Origin of the sequence: Methylopila henanensis (assembly GCF_042681025.1) — a bacterium.
Taxonomy (GTDB): Bacteria; Pseudomonadota; Alphaproteobacteria; order Rhizobiales; family Methylopilaceae; genus Methylopila; species Methylopila henanensis.
On sequence record NZ_JBHUER010000008.1, the window covers coordinates 379,105 to 396,866 of the forward strand.

Consider the following 17,762-nt stretch of genomic DNA (forward strand, 5'->3'; position numbering starts at 1 on the left):
GACGGCGCCCATGAGCACGATCGGCCCCTATTCCGCCACCGGCGTCGGCCGCCCGAGCCTCGCGCGCACGCTGTCGGAGACGCGCTCGCAGCTCGACGATTTGCTGACCCAGCTCGCGACCCAGAAGAAGTCGTCGACCTACGCCGGCCTCGGCGCCGGCCGCACCACCTCGCTCGCCATGCGCGCCCGGCTGGAGGCGATCGAGAGCTACGACTCCGTCGGCAAGACCGTCTCGACCCGCATCAACATGATGTCGACCGCGCTGACCGCGATCTCCAATCTCGGCTCCGAGTACAAGACCGTCGATCCGAACGATTTCCAGCTCACCTCGGGCGGGGTGTCGATCCAGCAGGCGCAGGCACGGACCGACCTGCAGGAGGCGATCTCCTACCTCAACACCGAAATCGACGGCCGCTACCTGTTCTCCGGCCGCTCGACCGACGTGAAGCCCGTGCTTTCGGCGGACAAGATCCTCGCCGACGACGGCGAAAAGGCGGGCCTGCGCACCGTGATCGACGAACGCAGGCTCGCCGACCTCGGCTCCGACGGCCGCGGCCGCATCGACGTCTCGGAGCTCGCCGGCGGCGCCTTCAGCGTCTCGGAAGAGGCCTCCGGGCCGTTCGGCCTCAAGATCGCGTCGCTGTCCTCGACCATGACCGGCGCGACCGCGACCGGCCCCGAGGGCGACCCGGCCGCGATCACGCTCGGCGTCTCAGGCGCGCCGAACGACGGCGAACAGATCCGCATCGGCCTGACGCTGCCGGACGGAACCTCGACCGAGATCACGCTGACCGCCCGCGTCGACCCTTCCGCGACGTTGCAGGGCGGCGACTTCCGCGTCGGCGCGACGCCGGAGGAGACCGCCGCCAACATGCGCGCGGCCTTCGACGCGGCGCTCGCGAAGACCGCGGACACCGCTCTCGTCGCGGCCTCGGCCATGCAGGCGGGCGAGGAGTTCTTCAACACGCCCGCAGGCGCGGAGCCGGCGCGGGTCGCCGGCTATGACGGCGCCTACGCCAGCGACGCCGAGCGGATCGCCGCGCTGCAGAACGCGAGCGGCCTGACCACGACGGGGACCGCGGCGCGCACGGTCGACTGGTATCAGGGCGAGGACGCCGGCGACGATCCGCGCAACACCGCGGCGGCCACCGTCGCCGACGGCGTCACGGTCGGCTACGGCGCGCGGGCGAACGAGGACGGAACCCGCAGGCTCGTGCAGACGCTCGCCGTGTTCTCCTCGATGACGTTCTCGTCGTCGGACGCCAACGCGCAGGCGCGCTACTCGGCGCTCGCGAGCCGCACGGCCACCACGCTCGGCTCGGCCGAGGCAACCGCCGACGTAAAGACCATCGCCACCGGCCTCGCCGGCGCGAACAGCGCGATCAAGGCCGCGAGCGAACGCCACACGGCCGCCAAGGCGATCGCCGAGGACGCCATCTCCGGCGTCGAGGCGGTCGACCAGGAGGAGGTTTCGCTAAAAATCCTGTCGCTGCAGACCTCGCTGCAGGCGAGCTACCAGGTCACCTCGACGCTGCGGCAGCTCAGCCTGGTGAACTTCCTGTAAGCGAAGAAGCGTCATCCCGGACGACGGCGCCAGCCGTCGAGCCGGGATCGGTTTGAGAGAAGGGCTCGGGCTGATCGACGATCCCGGCTCTCCGCTTCGCTGCGGCCGGGACGACGGCCCGAATGGCGCCTCACGCCGCCTGCGCCCCGCCCGCCTCCGTCTTCAGCCAGGCCGCGCCGCACGCCTTCGCCAGCTCGCGCACGCGCAGAATGTAGCTCTGGCGCTCGGTGACGGAGATCACGCCGCGGGCGTCGAGCAGGTTGAAGGCGTGGCTCGCCTTGATGGCCTGATCGTAGGCGGGCATCGCCATCAGATGCCGCTCGCCGTCCTCGCCGGCCTCAAGCAGCGCGCGGCACTCGTTCTCGGCGTCCTCGAAATGGCGCTTCAGCATGGCGACGTCGGCATGCTCGAAATTGAAGCGCGAGTATTCCTGCTCCGCCTGCCGGAACACGTCGCCATAGGTGATCTTGTCGTCGCCCTCACGGCCGTTGAAGTTCAGGTCGAAGCCGCGGTCCACGCCCTGGATGTACATGGCGAGGCGCTCCAGACCGTAGGTCAGCTCGCCCGAGACCGGATTGCAGTCCACGCCCGCCACCTGCTGGAAATAGGTGAACTGCGACACCTCCATGCCGTCGCACCAGCACTCCCAGCCGAGGCCCCAGGCGCCCAGCGTCGGGCTCTCCCAGTCGTCCTCCACGAAGCGCACGTCGTGCAGCGCCGGGTCGAGCCCGATGGCCTTGAGGCTGTCGAGATAGAGCTCCTGCAGGTTGTCCGGGCTCGGCTTCAGGATGACCTGGAACTGGTAATAGTGCTGGAAGCGGTTGGGGTTCTCGCCGTAGCGCCCGTCCTTCGGCCGCCGCGAGGGCTGCACATAGGCCGCCTTCCAGGGCTTGGGGCCGAGCGAGCGCAGCGTCGTCGCCGGATGGAACGTGCCCGCGCCCACCTCCATGTCGTAGGGCTGCAGGATCACGCAGCCCTGCTCCGCCCAGAAGCGCTGGAGCGTGAGGATGAGCCCCTGGAACGAGCGGGACGGCGAAAGCAGGTCGGCGGTCATCGGCGGCATGTCCGGCAGGCGGGAAAAACGCTGCGGACGCTAGGGGAGCGAGGGGAGGGGCGCAAGCGCCCGCCTCACCTCTGCCCAATAGTTTCGAGCAGATGAATTAAACCCATGAAGACAGCCCGACGGCACGCGCCATCGTGCTCTTTAACTCGTGCACGCCCATTGTCATTCGACAAAAACCTAGCCGCATCGACTCATAGTGGCGACTCAGACTAAATAATAATCCTATCTAGACAGGAAACATGCCGTAATTTTTCGACTAGGAGATCTCGATGATCGACGATGAAAGCCGATTTCTGTGGGACGTCGAAAAATTGAGGAATATCTGCGGCTCTGCGTATGAGAGCGAGCTATTGGACGCGTCAGCGATACTTCGGCGACTTTTAATCGATTCAGGCAATCCCCTGTTGAAGAAAATCGAGAATAAAATTCGAATGAAGGCCTTATTTACTGTACAAGATCAACCCGGTATATTGGATTTTCGCACTCTAATCGAGACCAAAACTTTTGGCAGAAGCTGCACTTTCTTTTACGACAACCCCGACACAGCAAGATTGGAAAACATCCCAACTAAGTCTATAAGACTCGACGCATTTCTATCAACCGCCATTATTTTTACCGAAGGCACACTTCTTAACATCCGTCAAATAATAAACTACGTCGCAAATGTTGGCGGCGGCGTACATCAAGGATCACCAAAAACAGACGACGCCAAAGCAATCCACGTACATGCAGCCTTGTTGCATGTAGCCGGCGGTCCGTATCCGCTGCAAGCCATATACGACATATCAAAGGTCACGCTGCGTGCGCTCACGCCTGTAGAAGAAGGCGTCAAGGCGCATATCGGTGTGGTTAACACCAATTCGGAACCTCCGACATGAGGTGGCTTATCCAAACGGTCGCGATGCGCGCGGCTGTAGAGTAATTGATACGGCCTCCGTTATCTCTCGTAGGATCAGGCAACACTCCAAGAGGATCGGGCTCGGGCGCGCGGAGCGAATCTCCCATCTAGGCCTCGGCGCCGCCGTTCCGGGGGCGCGAGGAGATGAAAGCCCATGAGCCAGACGTTCGGAGCCCGATCGACCACGGACGAGGTGCTGGAGGGCTTCGACCTCCGGGGCAAGCGCGTGCTGGTCACGGGGGTGTCGGCGGGCCTCGGCGTCGAGACGGCTCGGGCGCTCGCGGCCCGCGGCGCCCATGTGATCGGCGCGGCCCGCGACCTCGCCAAGGCGCGGCGCGCCACCGCCGGCGTCCGCGGGATCGAGCTGATCGAGCTCGACCTCGCCTCGCTCGCGAGCGCCCGCGCGGCGGCCGAGGCGCTGCTGGACGACGGCCAGATCCTCGACCTCGTCATCGCCAACGCCGGCGTGATGGCCTGCCCGAAGGGCGTCACCGCCGACGGGTTCGAGACCCAGTTCGGCACGAACCATCTCGGCCACTTCGTGTTCGTCAACCGGATCGCGCCGCTGTTGCGGCGGGGCGCGCGGTTCGTGAGCCTGGCCTCGTCCGGCCACCGGGTCGCCGACGTCGACCTCGACGATCCCGGCTTCAAGCGCACGGAGTACAAGGAGTTCGTGGCCTATGGCCGCTCGAAGACCGCCAACATCCTGTTCGCGGTCGAGTTCGACCGTCGCTTTCGCGATCGCGGAATCCGGGCGGCGGCCGTGCATCCCGGCGTGATCCAGACCGAGCTCAGCCGCCACACGACGCAGGAGGCGATCGAGGAGGTGATCCGGACCTACGACGCGCCCCGGCCGGACGGCGTCGCGACGCTGGAGTTCAAGTCGATCCCTCAGGGCGCGGCGACCTCGGTCTGGGCGGGCGTCGCCGCCAAGGCCGACGAGATCGGCGGACGCTATTGCGAGGACTGCCGCGTAGCCGAGGTGAACGACGCTCCCGGCCTGCGTCAGGGCGTGCGCTCCTACGCGCTCGACCCGGAACGGGCGAAGGCGCTGTGGGCGAAGAGCGAGGAGATGGTCGGCCAGCGCTTCTGAGCGGCCGCCCGCAGGACGCCGGGCCGCCGGCGTCCTGAAACCGCGGATCGCAGCCGCGCGCCGACCCGCGCCCTGACCGTCCCCCTCCCGGCCAGCGCCCCGAGCGGCCGCTTTCCGTTGGAAAGCGCGTCGTCTAAGGTTGGCTTGCTTTTGGTTGGCGCAACGGGGGGACGTCGCGTGAACGCTGCACCAGGTCCGTTGTCCTCGGACTCCGGCGACATTCTCGCCACGCTTATCGGCATGATCCAATCGCGCGCCAAGACCACCGCGCCGCTTGACGCCGCGACCCGTATCGACGGCGTCGGAATCGACAGTTTCGACTTCGTCGAGATCATCTTCGAGGTCGAGGAGAAGTACGGGATCGAGGTCGACTACAACGCCAACTCGACCTTCAAGACGACGGCGACGATCGGCGACTTCGCCGCCGAGATCGCACGGCTGGTGGCGGCGAAGAGCGCGGCATGACGCGCGTCGTGGTGACCGGCGTCGGGGTGATCTCGGCGGCGGGGAACGCGCCGGAGCCTTTCTGGGACGCCCTGCTCGCGGCGAAGCCGCTGTTCGCAGAGGCGCGGGCGACGCCGGGAACCGGCATTCTCGCGGCCGAGGTGCTGGCGGAGCCGGACTGGGACGGGCTCGGCGTCAAGGCGTCGTCCTGCGACCGCAGCGCGCTTTTCGCGGTCTACGCCGCCCGGCAGGCGCTGGCGCGAGCGGGGCTCGAACCGCCGTTCGAGAGCCCGGACCGGGTGGCGGTCATCCTCGGCAACGGCGCCGGCGGCGTCTGCAGCGTCGAGGAGCAGTACGTCCGGCGCTACGAACAGGCGCAGACCCGCGTGCATCCGATGACGGTGGCGAAAGCGATGGTGTCGTCGTCCGCGAGCTGGGTGTCGATGGCGACCGGCGCGCGCGGCCCGTGCTTCGTCACGTCGAGCGCCTGCGCCTCGGCGGCCCACGCCATCGGAACCGCGCTGCAGTTCCTGCGGGCGGGCCTCGCCGACGTCGCCGTCGCCGGCGGCGTCGAGGCCTCGCTGTCGAACGGCGCGCTCCGGGCCTGGGACGCGATGAAGATCATGTCCTCGACGGCCTGCCGGCCCTTCGCCCGAGGCCGCGACGGGCTGATCCTGAGCGAAGGCGCCGGCGTGCTGGTGCTGGAGACCAAGGAGCACGCCGCGCGCCGCGGCGCGCGCGCCACGGTGGAGCTCGCGGGCTTCGGCTCCAACGCCGACGCCGGAAATCTGTTCGCGCCGGACGTGGAGGGCATGGCCGCGGCGGTGCGGCTCGCGCTCGCCGACGCCGGCCTGAGCCCCGCTGACATCGCCTATGTGAACGCCCACGGCACCGGCACGGCCGCCAACGACAAGGCGGAGACGGAGGCGCTGACCGCCGTGTTCGGCGCGGGGCGCGCGCCGCCGGTCTCGTCGATCAAGGGCGTCGCGGGCCACGGGCTCGGGGCGGCGGGAGGGATCGAGGCGGTGGCGACGGTGATGGCGATGGAGCGCGGCGTCGCCCCGCCGACCGCGAACTTCGACGCGGCCGACCCGGACTGCCCGCTCGACTGCATCCCCAACGTCCCGCGCGAGATGGCGATCCCGGCGGCGCTGTCGAACTCCTTCGCCTTCGGCGGCCTGAACGCCTCTCTGGCCTTCCGCAGAATTTAGAGGCGCGGCGTCGCCGTCAGCCCGGACGCCACTCGCCGGACGAGGGATCGCGGCGCAGCGTCGGCCTGACCTCGCGGTCGCGCTCCTCCGCGCTCCGCTCCGCGGCGTCGAGCTCGCGGTTCACGCGACGCCATTCGCGTTTCAGCGCCTTCGCGCCGAACATGGCGCCGGCGGCTGCGGCGGCGATCACGAGCAAAGGCGGCATTGCGGTCCTCGGGGCGCGCGCGAACGGAAAGCGAAACGAGGCGTCAGCCTCTCAGGCGATCTTGGCGGCGGTTGGGCCGACCGCCAAGCGCATTTCGCGACGAACCAGCGCAGGGCCCGGCCGCGTCAGAGCCCGAAGCGCGACCACAGCGCCCGCGCCTCGAGCGACGCCAGCGCCTCGTCGGCCAAGCCCGCCCCGAACGAGCCCACTCCGACGCCCTCGCCGCGCCCGGACAGCCGTCGCAGCAACGGCGCGCGCGCCGTGATCGGACGGATGTCGACCTTCTCGCCCCAGCGCTCCCTGAGGGTCGAGCGCAGGTCGCCGATGCGGTCGACAAGGCCGAGCCCGAGGCCGGTGGAGGCGGTCCAGAACGCGCCGGTGAACAGGTCCGGATCGCCGCCGAGCGCGCCGCCGCGGCGCTCCTTCACCAGCGCGATGAAATGCTCGTGGATCTCGCGCTGGATCTCCTTGAGGCGCTCGACGTCCTCGGGCTTCTCCGGGCTGAACGGATCAAGGATCGCCTTGTTGGCCCCGGACGCGTGCAGGCGGCGCTCGACGCCGAGCTTTTCAATCGCGCGATCGAAACCGAAACCGGCGGAAACCACTCCGATCGAGCCGACGATCGAGGACGGATCGGCGACGATCTCGTCGCCGGCGCAGGCGATCATGTAGCCGCCGGAGGCCGCGACGTCCTCGACGAATACGGTGACGCCGATCTCCTTCTCGGCGGAGAGCTGGCGGATGCGTTTGAAGATCAGGTGCGACTGCGCCGGCGATCCTCCCGGCGAATTGACGATAAGCGCCACCTCCTTCGCATTCGGCGTGGCGAAGGCGCGCTCGAGCAGCGGGGCGGCGGAGGCGAGCGTGATCGAGGGGCGGAACGGCCCGCCGCCCACTCCGATCGCGCCCTGCAGGCGGACGACGGGAACCACCGGCCGTTCGGCGCGCAGGCGCTCGGGCAGGACAGGGGCGGCGAAACGGCGAAGGCGGGAGAGGATGGCGCTCATATCCCGCAGATAGGCGCGGCCTGCGCCCCTCACAAGCGAGCGCCCTGCCCGGCGCGATGAACGTCGGATGAACGGGGGTATCAGATGGCGTTCAGAGCTTCGCGCCTATCTTCCATCCTCAAGGACACCCCCGGCGCAACTTCGCATGGTGCGAAGGCGTAACGCACCGGCCCCAGGCCCGCGGATGCGGGTCGACCGGCTCTCCGAGCGGCGTGTCACGTGGAGGACGTTATGATTCGCAAGTTCGTTCTCGCCGCCGCTCTCGCAGCCGGCGGTTTCGCCGCGCTCCCCACCGCCGCGTCTGCCGGCGACGTGTCGATCGGCATCGGCCTCGGCGGCCCCGCCTATTACGGCGGCGGCTATTACGAGCCGGTCTACCACCGCGGCTACCGCCACCGCTACGACCGGCCGCGGCCGGGCTGGGGCTACTACCGCCCGCAGCCTTATTACGGGTACCGGCCCTATCGTCCACGCTGCCGCGTGACGACGGTGCGGTCGTGGAACGGCTACCGCTACGTGACCCGCACCCGCGAGGTCTGCACGCGCCGCTCCTACCGCTACTGAGATTGGCCAGGCCCGGCCACGCAGAGGAACGAGGCGCCCGCCCCACCGGCGGGCGCTTTTCCATTCCGCGTCAGGCCATCGCGATGGTCGCCCGGCCACGCTGGACGTCCGCCGCCTCGGGCGTGAAGCCGCCGTCGGAATCGTGCAGCACGAAGCCTGGGAGAAGCGCCAACGGGCCCCGACGGCCCTTTGTGGCGGCGACGAGCAGACGCAACGCCGGCGCGTCTGCGCGGGGATGAACCGGGCGCAGCCGCAGGTCGCCGAACCGGCCGGCGCAGGCGGCGACGATGTCGCCGATCGCCTCCGGCCGGTGGATCATCACGAACACGCCGCCGGGCTTCAGAAGCCGCGCCGCGGCGCGCGTCCAGAGCTCGACGAGCCCCGCCTCAGCCGCATGGGCGCGGGCGCGGGCGGCGTCGGGCGAGGCGCGAAACCGTCCCGCGTCGTCGAAGGGCGGGTTCGCGGCCACGAGGTCGAGCATGTCCGGAGCCGGACCGACGCCCCGGCCGACATCGGCGACGTCGGCGAGCGTGACGTCGACACGGGACCCGAGCCCGTTGCGGCCGGCGTTGTCGCGGGCGAGCGCGGCGGCGGCGGGCTCGATCTCGACCAGCGTCGCGTGGGCGGCGCCGGCGACCGCGAGCGACAGCCCCACGGCCCCTACTCCGGCGCCGAAGTCCGCGACGCGGGCGGCCTTCCCCATACGGCCGAGGGCCGCGGCGGTCAGCAGCGCGGCGTCGGTTCCGACGCGATGGCCTCGCGCTGGCTGCAGCAGCTTCAGCCGGCCGCCGAAGAAACCGTCGTCGGTCAGGTCGGACGCAGGACCGCCGGTCACTCCGGCTCCGGGCGCAGCTCGTTGGCGAGGCCGCTGTCGGCGAGCGCGCGGCGGGCGCGGGCCGCGTCCGCGTCATGCACCATGACGCGCGCCGCCAGAATGCCGAGCGAGCCTTCCAGCACGCTCATGTTGCCGTCGAGCACGAGGTGCTCGATGTCCGCGTCGCCGAGCGTCGCGCGCACGAACGACAGCAGAACGGGGTCATTGCTCCGCAAGATTTCCTGCATGGGTCTCCGCTCGTTGGGCCGCCGGATGATGGCCTGCGCGGCGCGCGGGGACAACGTCGCGACATGGTAACCGCCGCGTTCAATCTTAAGGCTGAAAACGCCCCGATCGCGCCCAACTTCGGCCCGGCCGATCCGTCATGAAGAGCGAACCGCCGATCCGGCTTCCTGACGACGGACTTCAGCCGCCATGCGCACCGAGATCGTGACCCTGCTCGCAGCCCTTTTCCTGCTCGTGTTCGCCTCGCAGCAGCTGATGGCGGCCAAGGCCGTCCTCGGCGGCGGATAAGAGGCTTTCGACGTTTCGGCTTGCCCGCCTCCGCCCCGCTGGCTACGGTCCGCGCCGTTGCCGTCTGAAAGGAGCTGAGGCGTTTTGGGCGTTGTCGTACCGCTGGACGAGCGGCCGGTTCCGGATGAGGCCGGCATCGGACCGCTGATCGAACTGGTCGCGCCGGGGATGGAGCGCGTCAACGCGTTCATCCTGTCGCGGACCGGCTCCGACGTCGCGATGATCCCCGAGGTCGCGAACCACCTGATCTCCTCCGGCGGCAAGCGGCTCCGGCCGATGCTGACGCTCGCGACCGCCATCCTCTCCGGCTATTCCGGCGACGGCGACGTCAAGCTCGCGGCCTCCGTCGAGTTCATGCACACCGCGACGCTGCTGCACGACGACGTGGTCGACGGCTCCGAGATGCGCCGCGGCAAGCTCGCCGCCCGCATGCTCTGGGGCAACGAGGCGAGCGTGCTGGTCGGCGACTTCCTGCTCGGCCAGGCCTTCAAGATGATGGTCGAGGTCGGCTCGCTCGAGGCGCTGCGCATCCTCGCCGACGCCGCCGCCGTGATCGCCGAGGGCGAGGTGATGCAGCTCGCCGCCGCCAAGAACACCGCGACCACCGAGGACGACTACCTCGCCGTCGTGCGCGGCAAGACCGCGGCGCTGTTCGCCGCCGCCTGCGAGGTCGGCCCGGTGATCGCAGACCGGCCCAAGGCGGAGCAGGCCGCGGCCCGCTCCTACGGCATGAATCTCGGCATCGCCTTCCAGCTCGTGGACGACGCGCTCGACTACGGCGGACGCGAGGCCAAGCTCGGCAAGAAGGTCGGCGACGATTTCCGCGAGGGCAAGATCACGCTGCCGGTCGTGCTCGCCTATCGCCGCGGCTCGGCCGAGGAGCGCGCCTTCTGGAAGCGCACGCTTGAGGACGGCCGGATCGAGGACGGCGATCTGGCGGAAGCGATCCGCCTGCTCGCCAAGCACGGCGCGATCGATGCCACGCTGGAGCGCGCCCGGCACTACGGCGCGATGGCCCGCGACGCCCTCGCCTTGTTCGGCGACCGCCCGGCCGCGAAGGCGCTGCTCGACGTGGTGGGCTTCGTGACGGCGCGGGCGCACTGAGAGCAGGATTCAGCGCGCCTCGCTCCAAGCAGCGAGTTGCCGCGTCCTCCAGGTGAAGACCTGCGATACGATGGCGACGCTCACGGCGATCAGCGCCATCTCCATAGCCACGCCCGCCAACGGCAGCAGAGCCGGCGCGGAGCCGAGCGCCGCTCCAACAACCACGCCCGGCACGACGATCACCAGCGCCGACAGCGCGCACGCCATGAGCAGCAGGAGCACAAGGCCGTCGCCGTCCCGAAAAGCGGACCTGACGCTGCGCCCCGGCGCTTCGACGGCGATCGCCGGAAACAGCAGGCCGATGCGCAGCCCGGCGTAGACCGTCAAGAAGAACACCACGCCGAACACAAGCGCGGCGACAACCGGGGAGCCAAGCCAACCCCACGCCGGAACGACCAGAAGCAACGCCAGGGCTGCGACAAGCTGCAGGACAATGGTCACCGCAGCGAATTCGAGGATCGTCGGGGTCAGTCGCGGAAGATCGGAAACGCCCGCGACCTCGCCCAGAATGACGAAACGGTGGATGACCACGGCGAGCGCAGCCGTAAGCGCGGCCCTGACGAGCGATAGCCCGAGAGACAGCAGGATGGCGACGACGCCGACCGATCTCGCCGTCTTGTCAGCGTCCGCGAAGCTGAGAAAGGCTAGCCCTGCGAAGATCAGTGCGAACAGCGGCGTCATCGCGCGCACCGCGCGCCACGACAGCGCGAAGGCGCCCTTCACCAGACCGATCGAACTCGGAACGGCTGCGTCGACCGTCATGGCCCTGTCCCGCCTTGTACTCTTCGATGCCGGGGCAGGATGCCAAACGCCACTTAAGATTGTCGAAACGCGCGCCCTCACCCCCGCGGGCCGAACAGCACCACGGCGGCGCCGGCGACGCAGATGGCGGAACCCGTGAGGTCCCAGCGGTCGGGCCGCACGCCTTCGATCGTCCAGAGCCAGACGAGCGAGGCCGCGACGTAGACGCCGCCATAGGCGGCGTAGGCCCGGCCGGCGGCCTCGACGTCGACCAGCGTCAGCAGCCAGGCGAAGACGATCAGCGACAGGACGCCGGCCGCGAGCCACAGCGGCGAGGCCTGCAGTCGGAACACCGCCCAGAAGGCGAAACAGCCGGCGATCTCGGCGAAGGCGGCGGCGACATAGACGGCGGCGGTCACGATCGGGCCCTCAGCGCAGCATGGTCGAGCGCACCCACCAGCCGGGCGCGGCGGCCCCGAGCGCCCGCGCCGCGCGGCGCGCCTCCTGCGCGGTCGAGAACAGTCCGAACACGGTCGCGCCGGAGCCGGACATGCGCACGCCGCGACAGCCGTGCTGGGAGGCGAGCAGCACGAGGCCGGCGCCGATCTCCGGCGCGATCCGCACCGCGGGCGCCTCGAGATCGTTGCGGCCGCGCGCGATCTCGGCCTCCGGGTCGCCGGGAGCCGGACCCGCCGGCCCCGGCGCGACGAAGGTCTCGCCCGGCGCGAGCCCAAGCGCGCGGAACACCTCCGCGGTGCCGACCGGGCGCAGCGGGTTCATCAGCACGGCGGGCTGCGGGGCGAGCGCCACCGCCGTCAGCCGCTCGCCGCGGCCCTCCATGCGGGCGGCGCGCGACCGGAGGCAGGCCGGCACGTCCGATCCGGCCGCGGCCGCGGCGTCGACGAGGCGGGGATCGTCCGGCGACAGGCTGTTCGCCTGCGCGAGCAGGCGCAGCGCCGCCGCGGCGTCGGCCGAGCCGCCGCCGAGCCCCGCGGCCACCGGCACCCGCTTCACCAGCGTGAAGGCGCCGAGGACGAGGCCCTCGACGCGCTCGGCGGCGGCGCGGGCGGCCCGGATCACGAGATTGTCTTCGTCGGGTCCTGCGGCGTCGCCGAAGGGTCCCGACACGGCGAGCGAAAGCCCGGGGCCGGGGACGAGCGTCACCAGATCGGCGGCGCAGCCCGCGAAGGCCACAAGGCTGTCGAGCTCATGATAGCCGTCCGCCCGCCGGCCGCGGACGTGCAAGGTGAGGTTGACCTTGGCGGGCGCGCGCTCGCGAAGCAGCATCGGCGCGCTCAACCGCCGTTCTTCTTCTCCTGCGCTTCCGCGGCGTTGGTCGGCGGATCGTCCGGCAGCCCATCCTTGAGCTTGGCCTCGATCTTCTTGAGATCCTCCGGCTCCGGCTTCAGGTCCTTGGCGTGGCTCCACTGGAACCCGGCCTCGAGCCTTCGTCCGACGCGCCAATAGGCGTCGCCGAGATGGTCGTTCATGACCGGGTCCTGCGGGCGCAGCTCCACCGCGCGCTCGAGCTCGCGCACGGCGTCCTCGTACCGGCCGAGCTTGAAATGCGCCCATCCGAGGCTGTCGACGATGTAGCCGTCGTCCGGGCGCAGCTCGACCGCGCGGCGGATGAGTTTCATGCCCTCCTCGAGATTGACGCCCTGATCGACCCAGGAATAGCCGAGATAGTTCATCACCAGCGGCTGGTCCGGGAACAGCTCCAGCGCCCTCTTGAGGTCGGCCTCCGACTTCGGCCACTGCTTCGAGCGCTCATAGGCGATGCCGCGCACGTAATAGAGCGACCAGTCCGCGCGCGTCGGTCCGGCGGGCTCCGCGACCGGCGCGACGGGAGCCGTCGCCGCGGCGACGCCGGCCGCGGCCGGCGTCGCCGCCGCCGCCGGAAGCAGGATCGACTGTCCCGGCGCTAGCGCGCCGGAGCGCGGCAGACGGCGGCCGTTGACGCGGATCGCCTCGGGCGTGCTGTTGAGCGCGACCAGCTCCGGCCAGCGGTTCGGATCTCCGAGGCGATCGCGCGCGAGCGTCCAGAACGTGTCGCCCTTCCGGACCACATAGGCCTTCGGCTCCGTGGCCGAAGGCGCCGCCGCGGCGGCCAGCGGCGGCGACGCCGGCTCGGTCCGCTTCGCTATCAGGTCGATCGCCCGCGTGTAGGTCGCGGCTGCCTCGACGAACTGCTCGCGGCCGCGCTCGATGTTGCCGAGCGCGACAATCGCCTCCTGGTCGTCGGGATCGGCGTCGATCAGCTTCGAGAGCAGCGCCTTCGCCTCGTCCGTCCGGTCGAGCCGGTCGAGGTCGATCGCGCTCTGGATCTCGGCGTTGCGCTTGAGCGGCGAGCTCGCGGGCACGCGCCGGTAGGCGTCGATGGCGGCCTGGTACTGGTTGATCTGGTCGTAGAGGTCGGCCAGCGTCACCAGCGCCATCGGGTGCTGGGGCTTCACGAACAGCGCGAGCTGCAGATAGACGATCGACAGGTCCTCGCCGCCCTGACGTCCGAGCGCGCCGCCGATGCCGTAGAGCACCTCGGCGACGCCGTCGGCCACGTCGGCGATCGGCCGCTGCGGCTCGCGGCCCTGGTCGATGGCCTCGCGCACCTCACGGGTGAGCGGGTGGCGCGGCGCGGCCTTCTCGAAGTCGGCGAGCGTCCGGAGCGCGCCGTCGCGGTCGCCCGTGCGGGCGCGGAAGGTCGCGGCGGCCTGCGCGACGCGCAGCGCGGCGCCGTCGCCCGAGAGCGCCGCCGTGAACCTGCGGGCGGCCTCGTCGCGGCGGCCGGCGAGGTCGGCGATCAGCGCGCCGTGATAGTCGCGGAACGTGCCGAAGAAGTCCGCGCCCTGCAGCCGGTCGATCGATTCGAGCGCCCGAGCCGGCTGGCCGGAGCCGAGATAGGACCAGGCGTTGAGCAGATGGATGGTGAGGTCCGCGAGCGGCCCGCGCGCGCTCTTGGCGAGATGGGCGCGCGCCGAGGCGTAGGAGCCCGACTTCAGCGCGCGCACCGCGATCGCGAGCTGCGCCATGCGGTTGGTCGGGTCGGCGGCCAGCACCCGCTCGGCGAGCCGCATGGACTGGTCGTCGTCGCCCTCGGCGAGCGACAGCAGGAAGGCGCGCTCCAGCAGCTCGGGATTGCGCGGATCGGTCCGGAGCGCGGCGCGGAAGAAAGCCGCGGCCGCGTCGACGTCGCGCTGCGCGCCAGCGACCCGGCCGGCGAGATAGGCCCCCGCGAAGGACGCGTTGGCGGCGAGTTCCGCGTCGGAGGTGGCGCGCGCCTGCGCGGCCGGAGCGCCGAGGAAGGCCGTCGTCGCAAGGAGGAGCGCGGCGAGGCGACGGTCGAAAGCGATCACGAAACTCTACCTCCGATAGATCAGGGCGCGCGGGCGGAACGCCCCGCGGACGCGCGCGGCGTCCACCATGAACCCGCGAGTCCGGCGCCACAAGCCCGGACCGGGGACGCAGGCGAGCCCACGACAGCGCAGGCGACGGTCGACACGCGCCAGCCTAGGACGCTATCGCTCGGGAGATGAATCAAGATTCCGAAGCCTCCGCGGCGGCGGGCGGCGCGACCCCCAGTCTCGCCGTCGCCGCGCTCTACGCCTTCACGCCGACGCCCGACGCGGGCGAGCTGCGGGAGCCGCTGCGCGCGCTCTGCGAGCGGCGCGGCGTGCTCGGCACGCTGCTGCTCGCGCTCGAGGGCGTGAACGGCACGATCGCGGCTGAACCGTCGCAGCTCTCGGCCGCGCTCGACGAGATGCGGTCGCTGTTCGCAGGCCGGCTCGACGGCATGGAGCTCAAGTTCTCGACCGCCGCCGCTCCGCCGTTCCGGCGGCTGAAGGTCCGGCTGAAGCGCGAGATCGTCACCCTCGGCGACCCCGCGGCGGACCCGACGCGGCTGCGCGGCGCCTATGTGGCGCCCGAAGACTGGAACGCGCTGATCGGCCGCGACGACGTCGTCACGGTCGACGTGCGGAACGCCTTCGAGGTGGCGATGGGCTCGTTCGAGGGCGCGATCGACCCCGGCACGCGGCGCTTCAGCGACTTCAAGGCCTTCGCCGCGGAGAAGCTTGCCGGGGCGAAGCACCGCACCGTCGCCCTGTTCTGCACCGGCGGCATCCGCTGCGAGAAGGCGAGCGCGCATCTCCTCGCGAACGGCTTCCGCGACGTCCGGCAGCTTCAGGGCGGCATTCTGCGCTATCTGGAGCAGGAGCCGCCCGAACGCAGCCGCTGGCGGGGGGACTGCTTCGTGTTCGACGAGCGCGTCGCGCTCGGCCACGGGTTGCGGCAGAAGACGCCGGAGGAGCCGAATGGCTGACGACGCCGCGCGCATCGACGCGCTCGAAGAGCGCATCGCCTATCAGGACGAGGCGATCGAGACGCTGAACCAGACCGTCACCGCGCAATGGGCGGTGATCGACGCGCTGAAGCGCGAGGTGGCCGCGCTCGGCGAACGGCTGGAGGACGCCGTCTCCGGCCCCGCGCCGGTGGACCGTCCGCCGCCGCACTACTGATGGCCGGCGCGCCTCCGCGCCCCGCGCGCTTCATCGCCCAGACGGAGCTCGACGGCGCGCTCGACGCGCTGTGCGCGCGCGATCCCCGCCTCGCGGCGGCGCGCGCCGCGTCCGAGCCGCCTCAGCCCCGCGCGCTGGCGCCGGACCTGTCCGGCCTCGTCTGGGTGGTCAACTCCCAGCTCATCTCCGTCGCCGCCGCCCGCGCCATCCACGGCCGGCTGGAGACGGCGCTCGGGCGGATCGACCACGCCAGCCTCTCCGCCGCCTCCGACGAGACGATCCGGGCGGCGGGCCTGTCCCGGCCGAAGCTCCGCACGGTGCGCGCGCTCTGCGCGGCGGTCGACGCCGGCCTCGACGTGCCCGGCCTCGAACGGCTCGACGACGGCGAGGCGCGGGCGCGCCTCGTCGCCATACCGGGCGTCGGACCCTGGACCGCGGACGTGTTCCTGCTGTTCGCCCATGGCCGCGCGGACGTCTTCCCCGCCGGAGACCTCGCGGTGCAGGAGGCGATGCGGCGCGCGCTCGGGCTGCCGGCGCGGCCGGACGCCCGCGCCGCGGAGCGAATCGCCGAGGACTGGCGGCCCCTGCGCGGAGTGGCGGCGCGCCTGCTCTGGGCCTATTACCTGACCCGGCGCGGCGGGCGCGACCGCGCGCCGGCGCCCCATGCGCCCGAGACTCTGGAGGAGACCGCATGACGACCGCGATCGACGGACCCCGCCTCGCCCCGGCTTCCGGCGCGGCCAAATCGCTGGTCGTGTTCCTGCACGGCTACGGCGCGGACGGTAACGACCTGATCGCGATCGGCCGCGAATGGCGCAAGCTCCTGCCGGACGCGGCCTTCGTCGCCCCGCACGCGCCGGAGCGCTGCATGGCCTCGCCGTCCGGCCGGCAATGGTTCCCGCTGACCTTCCGCGACCCGGACGAGCGCCGCCGCGGCGTGATCGCGGCCACGCCGGGACTGAACGCGTTTCTCGACGCCGAGCTCTCCCGCACCGGCCTCGGGCCGGACCGGCTCGCGCTCGTCGGCTTCAGCCAGGGCACGATGATGGCGCTACACGCCGGGCTGCGCCGGCCCACGCCGCCGGCCGCGATCCTCGGCTATTCCGGCATGCTGGTGCAGCCCGAGGCGCTGAAGACCGAGGCGACGGGCAAGCCGCCGATCCTGCTGGTGCATGGCGACCGCGACGAGGTCATCCCGGTTGACGCGCTGTTCGCGGCCATGGACGGGCTCGCCGCCGCGGAGATCCCGGTCGAATGGCATCTCGCGCCCGGGCTCGGCCACGGCATCGACGGCGAGGGCCTCCGCCAGGGCGCCGCATTTCTCGCCAGCGCGCTGAAACCGCGCAGGACAAGCCTTCGGGGCGCTTCACAAGCGTGACACACGACATATAGACTATCCCCAGCGTCGCCCGACGCGGCGCGCTGTCGAGGAGTGCTCGGTGACGATCGCCGTATCGCCTGATGCGTGTCCGGCCTTGGTTCTGAACGCGGACTACAGGCCGCTCAGTTATTACCCGTTGTCCCTGTGGTCGTGGCAGGACGCCATCAAGGCGATCTTCCTCGACCGCGTGAACGTGCTCTCCCATTACGAGCGCGCGGTGCACAGCCCAAGCTTCGAGATGAAGCTGCCCTCGGTCGTGTGCCTGAAAACCTACGTCAAACCATCGCGAAATCCCGCCTTCACGCGGTTCAACGTGTTCCTGCGCGACCGCTTCTCCTGCCAGTACTGCGGCACGCGCGAGGAGCTGACCTTCGACCACGTCGTCCCCCGCTCCCGCGGCGGCCAGACGACGTGGGAGAACGTCGTGGCGGCCTGCTCGCCCTGCAATCTGAAGAAGGGCGGTCAGATGCCGGCGGATTGCGGCATGTGGCCGGCGCAGCCGCCGTTCCAGCCCTCGGTCCACGACCTGCACCAGAACGGACGGGCGTTCCCGCCGAACTACCTGCACGACAGCTGGCTCGACTATCTCTACTGGGACAGCGAGCTGGAGCCGTAAGGCCCCGGC

21 protein-coding genes are annotated in these 17,762 nt (G+C 70.6%); 12 read left to right on the forward strand and 9 right to left on the reverse strand.

The window, feature by feature from the left end; translation table 11 throughout:
• Window positions 1–10 precede the first annotated feature (10 nt).
• Window positions 11–1,564: a hypothetical protein gene (locus tag ACFSCV_RS12375; protein WP_378799888.1), complete on the forward strand. Its 1,554-nt coding sequence runs from the start codon at window positions 11–13 to the stop codon at window positions 1,562–1,564.
• Window positions 1,565–1,694: 130 nt separating this feature from the next.
• Here ACFSCV_RS12375 and ACFSCV_RS12380 read toward each other — a convergent pair whose 3' ends face one another.
• On the reverse strand, window positions 1,695–2,618 hold the full coding sequence (locus tag ACFSCV_RS12380; protein ID WP_378799889.1) for a glycine--tRNA ligase subunit alpha: 924 nt from the start codon (window positions 2,616–2,618) through the stop codon (window positions 1,695–1,697).
• Window positions 2,619–2,896: 278 nt separating this feature from the next.
• Between ACFSCV_RS12380 and ACFSCV_RS12385 the strand changes: the two genes are divergently transcribed.
• From ACFSCV_RS12385 to ACFSCV_RS12400, 4 genes are all read left to right on the forward strand, one after another.
• A complete protein-coding gene (locus ACFSCV_RS12385) occupies window positions 2,897–3,505 on the forward strand; it encodes a hypothetical protein (RefSeq protein WP_378799890.1) in 609 nt (202 codons plus the stop codon).
• A gap of 174 nt (window positions 3,506–3,679) precedes the next feature.
• A complete protein-coding gene (locus tag ACFSCV_RS12390) occupies window positions 3,680–4,618 on the forward strand; it encodes an SDR family NAD(P)-dependent oxidoreductase (protein WP_378799891.1) in 939 nt (312 codons plus the stop codon).
• A gap of 177 nt (window positions 4,619–4,795) precedes the next feature.
• Window positions 4,796–5,083, forward strand: a complete 288-nt coding sequence (locus ACFSCV_RS12395; RefSeq protein ID WP_378799892.1) for an acyl carrier protein — start codon at window positions 4,796–4,798, stop codon at window positions 5,081–5,083.
• Window positions 5,080–6,273, forward strand: a complete 1,194-nt coding sequence (locus ACFSCV_RS12400; protein WP_378799893.1) for a beta-ketoacyl-[acyl-carrier-protein] synthase family protein — start codon at window positions 5,080–5,082, stop codon at window positions 6,271–6,273. Before ACFSCV_RS12395 ends, ACFSCV_RS12400 begins: the two co-directional genes overlap by 4 nt.
• 16 nt (window positions 6,274–6,289) lie before the next feature.
• Here ACFSCV_RS12400 and ACFSCV_RS12405 read toward each other — a convergent pair whose 3' ends face one another.
• Together ACFSCV_RS12405 and ACFSCV_RS12410 are read right to left on the reverse strand one after the other, a co-directional pair.
• Complete coding sequence (locus ACFSCV_RS12405) at window positions 6,290–6,478, reverse strand: hypothetical protein (RefSeq protein WP_378799894.1); 189 nt, start codon at window positions 6,476–6,478, stop codon at window positions 6,290–6,292.
• Window positions 6,479–6,603: 125 nt separating this feature from the next.
• Window positions 6,604–7,485: a S49 family peptidase gene (locus ACFSCV_RS12410; protein WP_378799895.1), complete on the reverse strand. Its 882-nt coding sequence runs from the start codon at window positions 7,483–7,485 to the stop codon at window positions 6,604–6,606.
• A 231-nt stretch (window positions 7,486–7,716) separates the two neighbouring features.
• Between ACFSCV_RS12410 and ACFSCV_RS12415 the strand changes: the two genes are divergently transcribed.
• Window positions 7,717–8,049, forward strand: coding sequence for a hypothetical protein (locus ACFSCV_RS12415; RefSeq protein ID WP_378799896.1), 333 nt, complete (start codon window positions 7,717–7,719; stop codon window positions 8,047–8,049).
• Window positions 8,050–8,119: 70 nt separating this feature from the next.
• On the opposite strand, the gene ACFSCV_RS12420 is transcribed toward ACFSCV_RS12415, so the two are convergent.
• Both ACFSCV_RS12420 and ACFSCV_RS12425 read right to left on the reverse strand, forming a co-directional pair.
• Entirely contained in the window at window positions 8,120–8,884 is a 765-nt protein-coding gene (locus tag ACFSCV_RS12420; protein ID WP_378799897.1) for a tRNA1(Val) (adenine(37)-N6)-methyltransferase, read from the reverse strand.
• Window positions 8,881–9,111 carry a putative signal transducing protein gene (locus ACFSCV_RS12425; protein ID WP_378799898.1) on the reverse strand — a complete coding sequence of 77 codons (231 nt, stop codon included), beginning with the start codon at window positions 9,109–9,111 and terminating at the stop codon, window positions 8,881–8,883. Before ACFSCV_RS12425 ends, ACFSCV_RS12420 begins: the two co-directional genes overlap by 4 nt.
• Before the next feature lie 370 nt (window positions 9,112–9,481).
• Between ACFSCV_RS12425 and ACFSCV_RS12430 the strand changes: the two genes are divergently transcribed.
• Window positions 9,482–10,501 carry a polyprenyl synthetase family protein gene (locus ACFSCV_RS12430; protein WP_271199901.1) on the forward strand — a complete coding sequence of 340 codons (1,020 nt, stop codon included), beginning with the start codon at window positions 9,482–9,484 and terminating at the stop codon, window positions 10,499–10,501.
• 9 nt (window positions 10,502–10,510) lie between these two features.
• On the opposite strand, the gene ACFSCV_RS12435 is transcribed toward ACFSCV_RS12430, so the two are convergent.
• From ACFSCV_RS12435 to ACFSCV_RS12450, 4 genes are all read right to left on the reverse strand, one after another.
• Window positions 10,511–11,182 carry a hypothetical protein gene (locus ACFSCV_RS12435; protein WP_378799899.1) on the reverse strand — a complete coding sequence of 224 codons (672 nt, stop codon included), beginning with the start codon at window positions 11,180–11,182 and terminating at the stop codon, window positions 10,511–10,513.
• A 158-nt stretch (window positions 11,183–11,340) separates the two neighbouring features.
• Window positions 11,341–11,661 (reverse strand): YnfA family protein, encoded by a 321-nt coding sequence (locus tag ACFSCV_RS12440; protein WP_271199904.1) that lies wholly within the window; start codon window positions 11,659–11,661, stop codon window positions 11,341–11,343.
• A 10-nt stretch (window positions 11,662–11,671) separates the two neighbouring features.
• Window positions 11,672–12,529 carry a 4-(cytidine 5'-diphospho)-2-C-methyl-D-erythritol kinase gene (locus ACFSCV_RS12445; RefSeq protein WP_378799936.1) on the reverse strand — a complete coding sequence of 286 codons (858 nt, stop codon included), beginning with the start codon at window positions 12,527–12,529 and terminating at the stop codon, window positions 11,672–11,674.
• Between the two features lie 8 nt (window positions 12,530–12,537).
• Complete coding sequence (locus ACFSCV_RS12450; protein WP_378799900.1) at window positions 12,538–14,595, reverse strand: tetratricopeptide repeat protein; 2,058 nt, start codon at window positions 14,593–14,595, stop codon at window positions 12,538–12,540.
• Between the two features lie 176 nt (window positions 14,596–14,771).
• Between ACFSCV_RS12450 and trhO the strand changes: the two genes are divergently transcribed.
• The 5 genes from trhO to ACFSCV_RS12475 all read left to right on the forward strand — a co-directional run bounded on the left by trhO (window position 14,772) and on the right by ACFSCV_RS12475 (window position 17,753).
• Window positions 14,772–15,560: an oxygen-dependent tRNA uridine(34) hydroxylase TrhO gene (gene trhO, locus ACFSCV_RS12455; RefSeq protein ID WP_378799901.1), complete on the forward strand. Its 789-nt coding sequence runs from the start codon at window positions 14,772–14,774 to the stop codon at window positions 15,558–15,560.
• Entirely contained in the window at window positions 15,553–15,756 is a 204-nt protein-coding gene (locus ACFSCV_RS12460; RefSeq protein WP_378799902.1) for a SlyX family protein, read from the forward strand. Before trhO ends, ACFSCV_RS12460 begins: the two co-directional genes overlap by 8 nt.
• Complete coding sequence (locus tag ACFSCV_RS12465; RefSeq protein ID WP_378799903.1) at window positions 15,756–16,451, forward strand: DNA-3-methyladenine glycosylase family protein; 696 nt, start codon at window positions 15,756–15,758, stop codon at window positions 16,449–16,451. The genes ACFSCV_RS12460 and ACFSCV_RS12465 overlap by 1 nt, the downstream gene beginning before the upstream one ends.
• Window positions 16,448–17,134: an alpha/beta hydrolase gene (locus ACFSCV_RS12470; protein ID WP_378799904.1), complete on the forward strand. Its 687-nt coding sequence runs from the start codon at window positions 16,448–16,450 to the stop codon at window positions 17,132–17,134. Before ACFSCV_RS12465 ends, ACFSCV_RS12470 begins: the two co-directional genes overlap by 4 nt.
• Before the next feature lie 61 nt (window positions 17,135–17,195).
• On the forward strand, window positions 17,196–17,753 hold the full coding sequence (locus tag ACFSCV_RS12475; RefSeq protein WP_271199910.1) for an HNH endonuclease: 558 nt from the start codon (window positions 17,196–17,198) through the stop codon (window positions 17,751–17,753).
• Window positions 17,754–17,762: the final 9 nt, after the last annotated feature.

Excerpts from the sequence above, each read along its gene's own strand:
- ACFSCV_RS12375 (WP_378799888.1), top strand. The coding sequence starts at position 11 with ATGAGCACGATCGGCCCCTATTCCGCCACCGGCGTCGGCCGCCCGAGC.
- ACFSCV_RS12380 (WP_378799889.1), bottom strand. The coding sequence starts at position 2,618 with ATGACCGCCGACCTGCTTTCGCCGTCCCGCTCGTTCCAGGGGCTCATC.
- ACFSCV_RS12385 (WP_378799890.1), top strand. The coding sequence starts at position 2,897 with ATGATCGACGATGAAAGCCGATTTCTGTGGGACGTCGAAAAATTGAGG.
- ACFSCV_RS12390 (WP_378799891.1), top strand. The coding sequence starts at position 3,680 with ATGAGCCAGACGTTCGGAGCCCGATCGACCACGGACGAGGTGCTGGAG.
- ACFSCV_RS12400 (WP_378799893.1), top strand. The coding sequence starts at position 5,080 with ATGACGCGCGTCGTGGTGACCGGCGTCGGGGTGATCTCGGCGGCGGGG.
- ACFSCV_RS12405 (WP_378799894.1), bottom strand. The coding sequence starts at position 6,478 with ATGCCGCCTTTGCTCGTGATCGCCGCCGCAGCCGCCGGCGCCATGTTC.
- ACFSCV_RS12410 (WP_378799895.1), bottom strand. The coding sequence starts at position 7,485 with ATGAGCGCCATCCTCTCCCGCCTTCGCCGTTTCGCCGCCCCTGTCCTG.
- ACFSCV_RS12415 (WP_378799896.1), top strand. The coding sequence starts at position 7,717 with ATGATTCGCAAGTTCGTTCTCGCCGCCGCTCTCGCAGCCGGCGGTTTC.
- ACFSCV_RS12425 (WP_378799898.1), bottom strand. The coding sequence starts at position 9,111 with ATGCAGGAAATCTTGCGGAGCAATGACCCCGTTCTGCTGTCGTTCGTG.
- ACFSCV_RS12435 (WP_378799899.1), bottom strand. The coding sequence starts at position 11,182 with ATGACGCCGCTGTTCGCACTGATCTTCGCAGGGCTAGCCTTTCTCAGC.
- ACFSCV_RS12445 (WP_378799936.1), bottom strand. The coding sequence starts at position 12,529 with ATGCTGCTTCGCGAGCGCGCGCCCGCCAAGGTCAACCTCACCTTGCAC.
- trhO (WP_378799901.1), top strand. The coding sequence starts at position 14,772 with ATGAATCAAGATTCCGAAGCCTCCGCGGCGGCGGGCGGCGCGACCCCC.
- ACFSCV_RS12460 (WP_378799902.1), top strand. The coding sequence starts at position 15,553 with ATGGCTGACGACGCCGCGCGCATCGACGCGCTCGAAGAGCGCATCGCC.
- ACFSCV_RS12465 (WP_378799903.1), top strand. The coding sequence starts at position 15,756 with ATGGCCGGCGCGCCTCCGCGCCCCGCGCGCTTCATCGCCCAGACGGAG.
- ACFSCV_RS12470 (WP_378799904.1), top strand. The coding sequence starts at position 16,448 with ATGACGACCGCGATCGACGGACCCCGCCTCGCCCCGGCTTCCGGCGCG.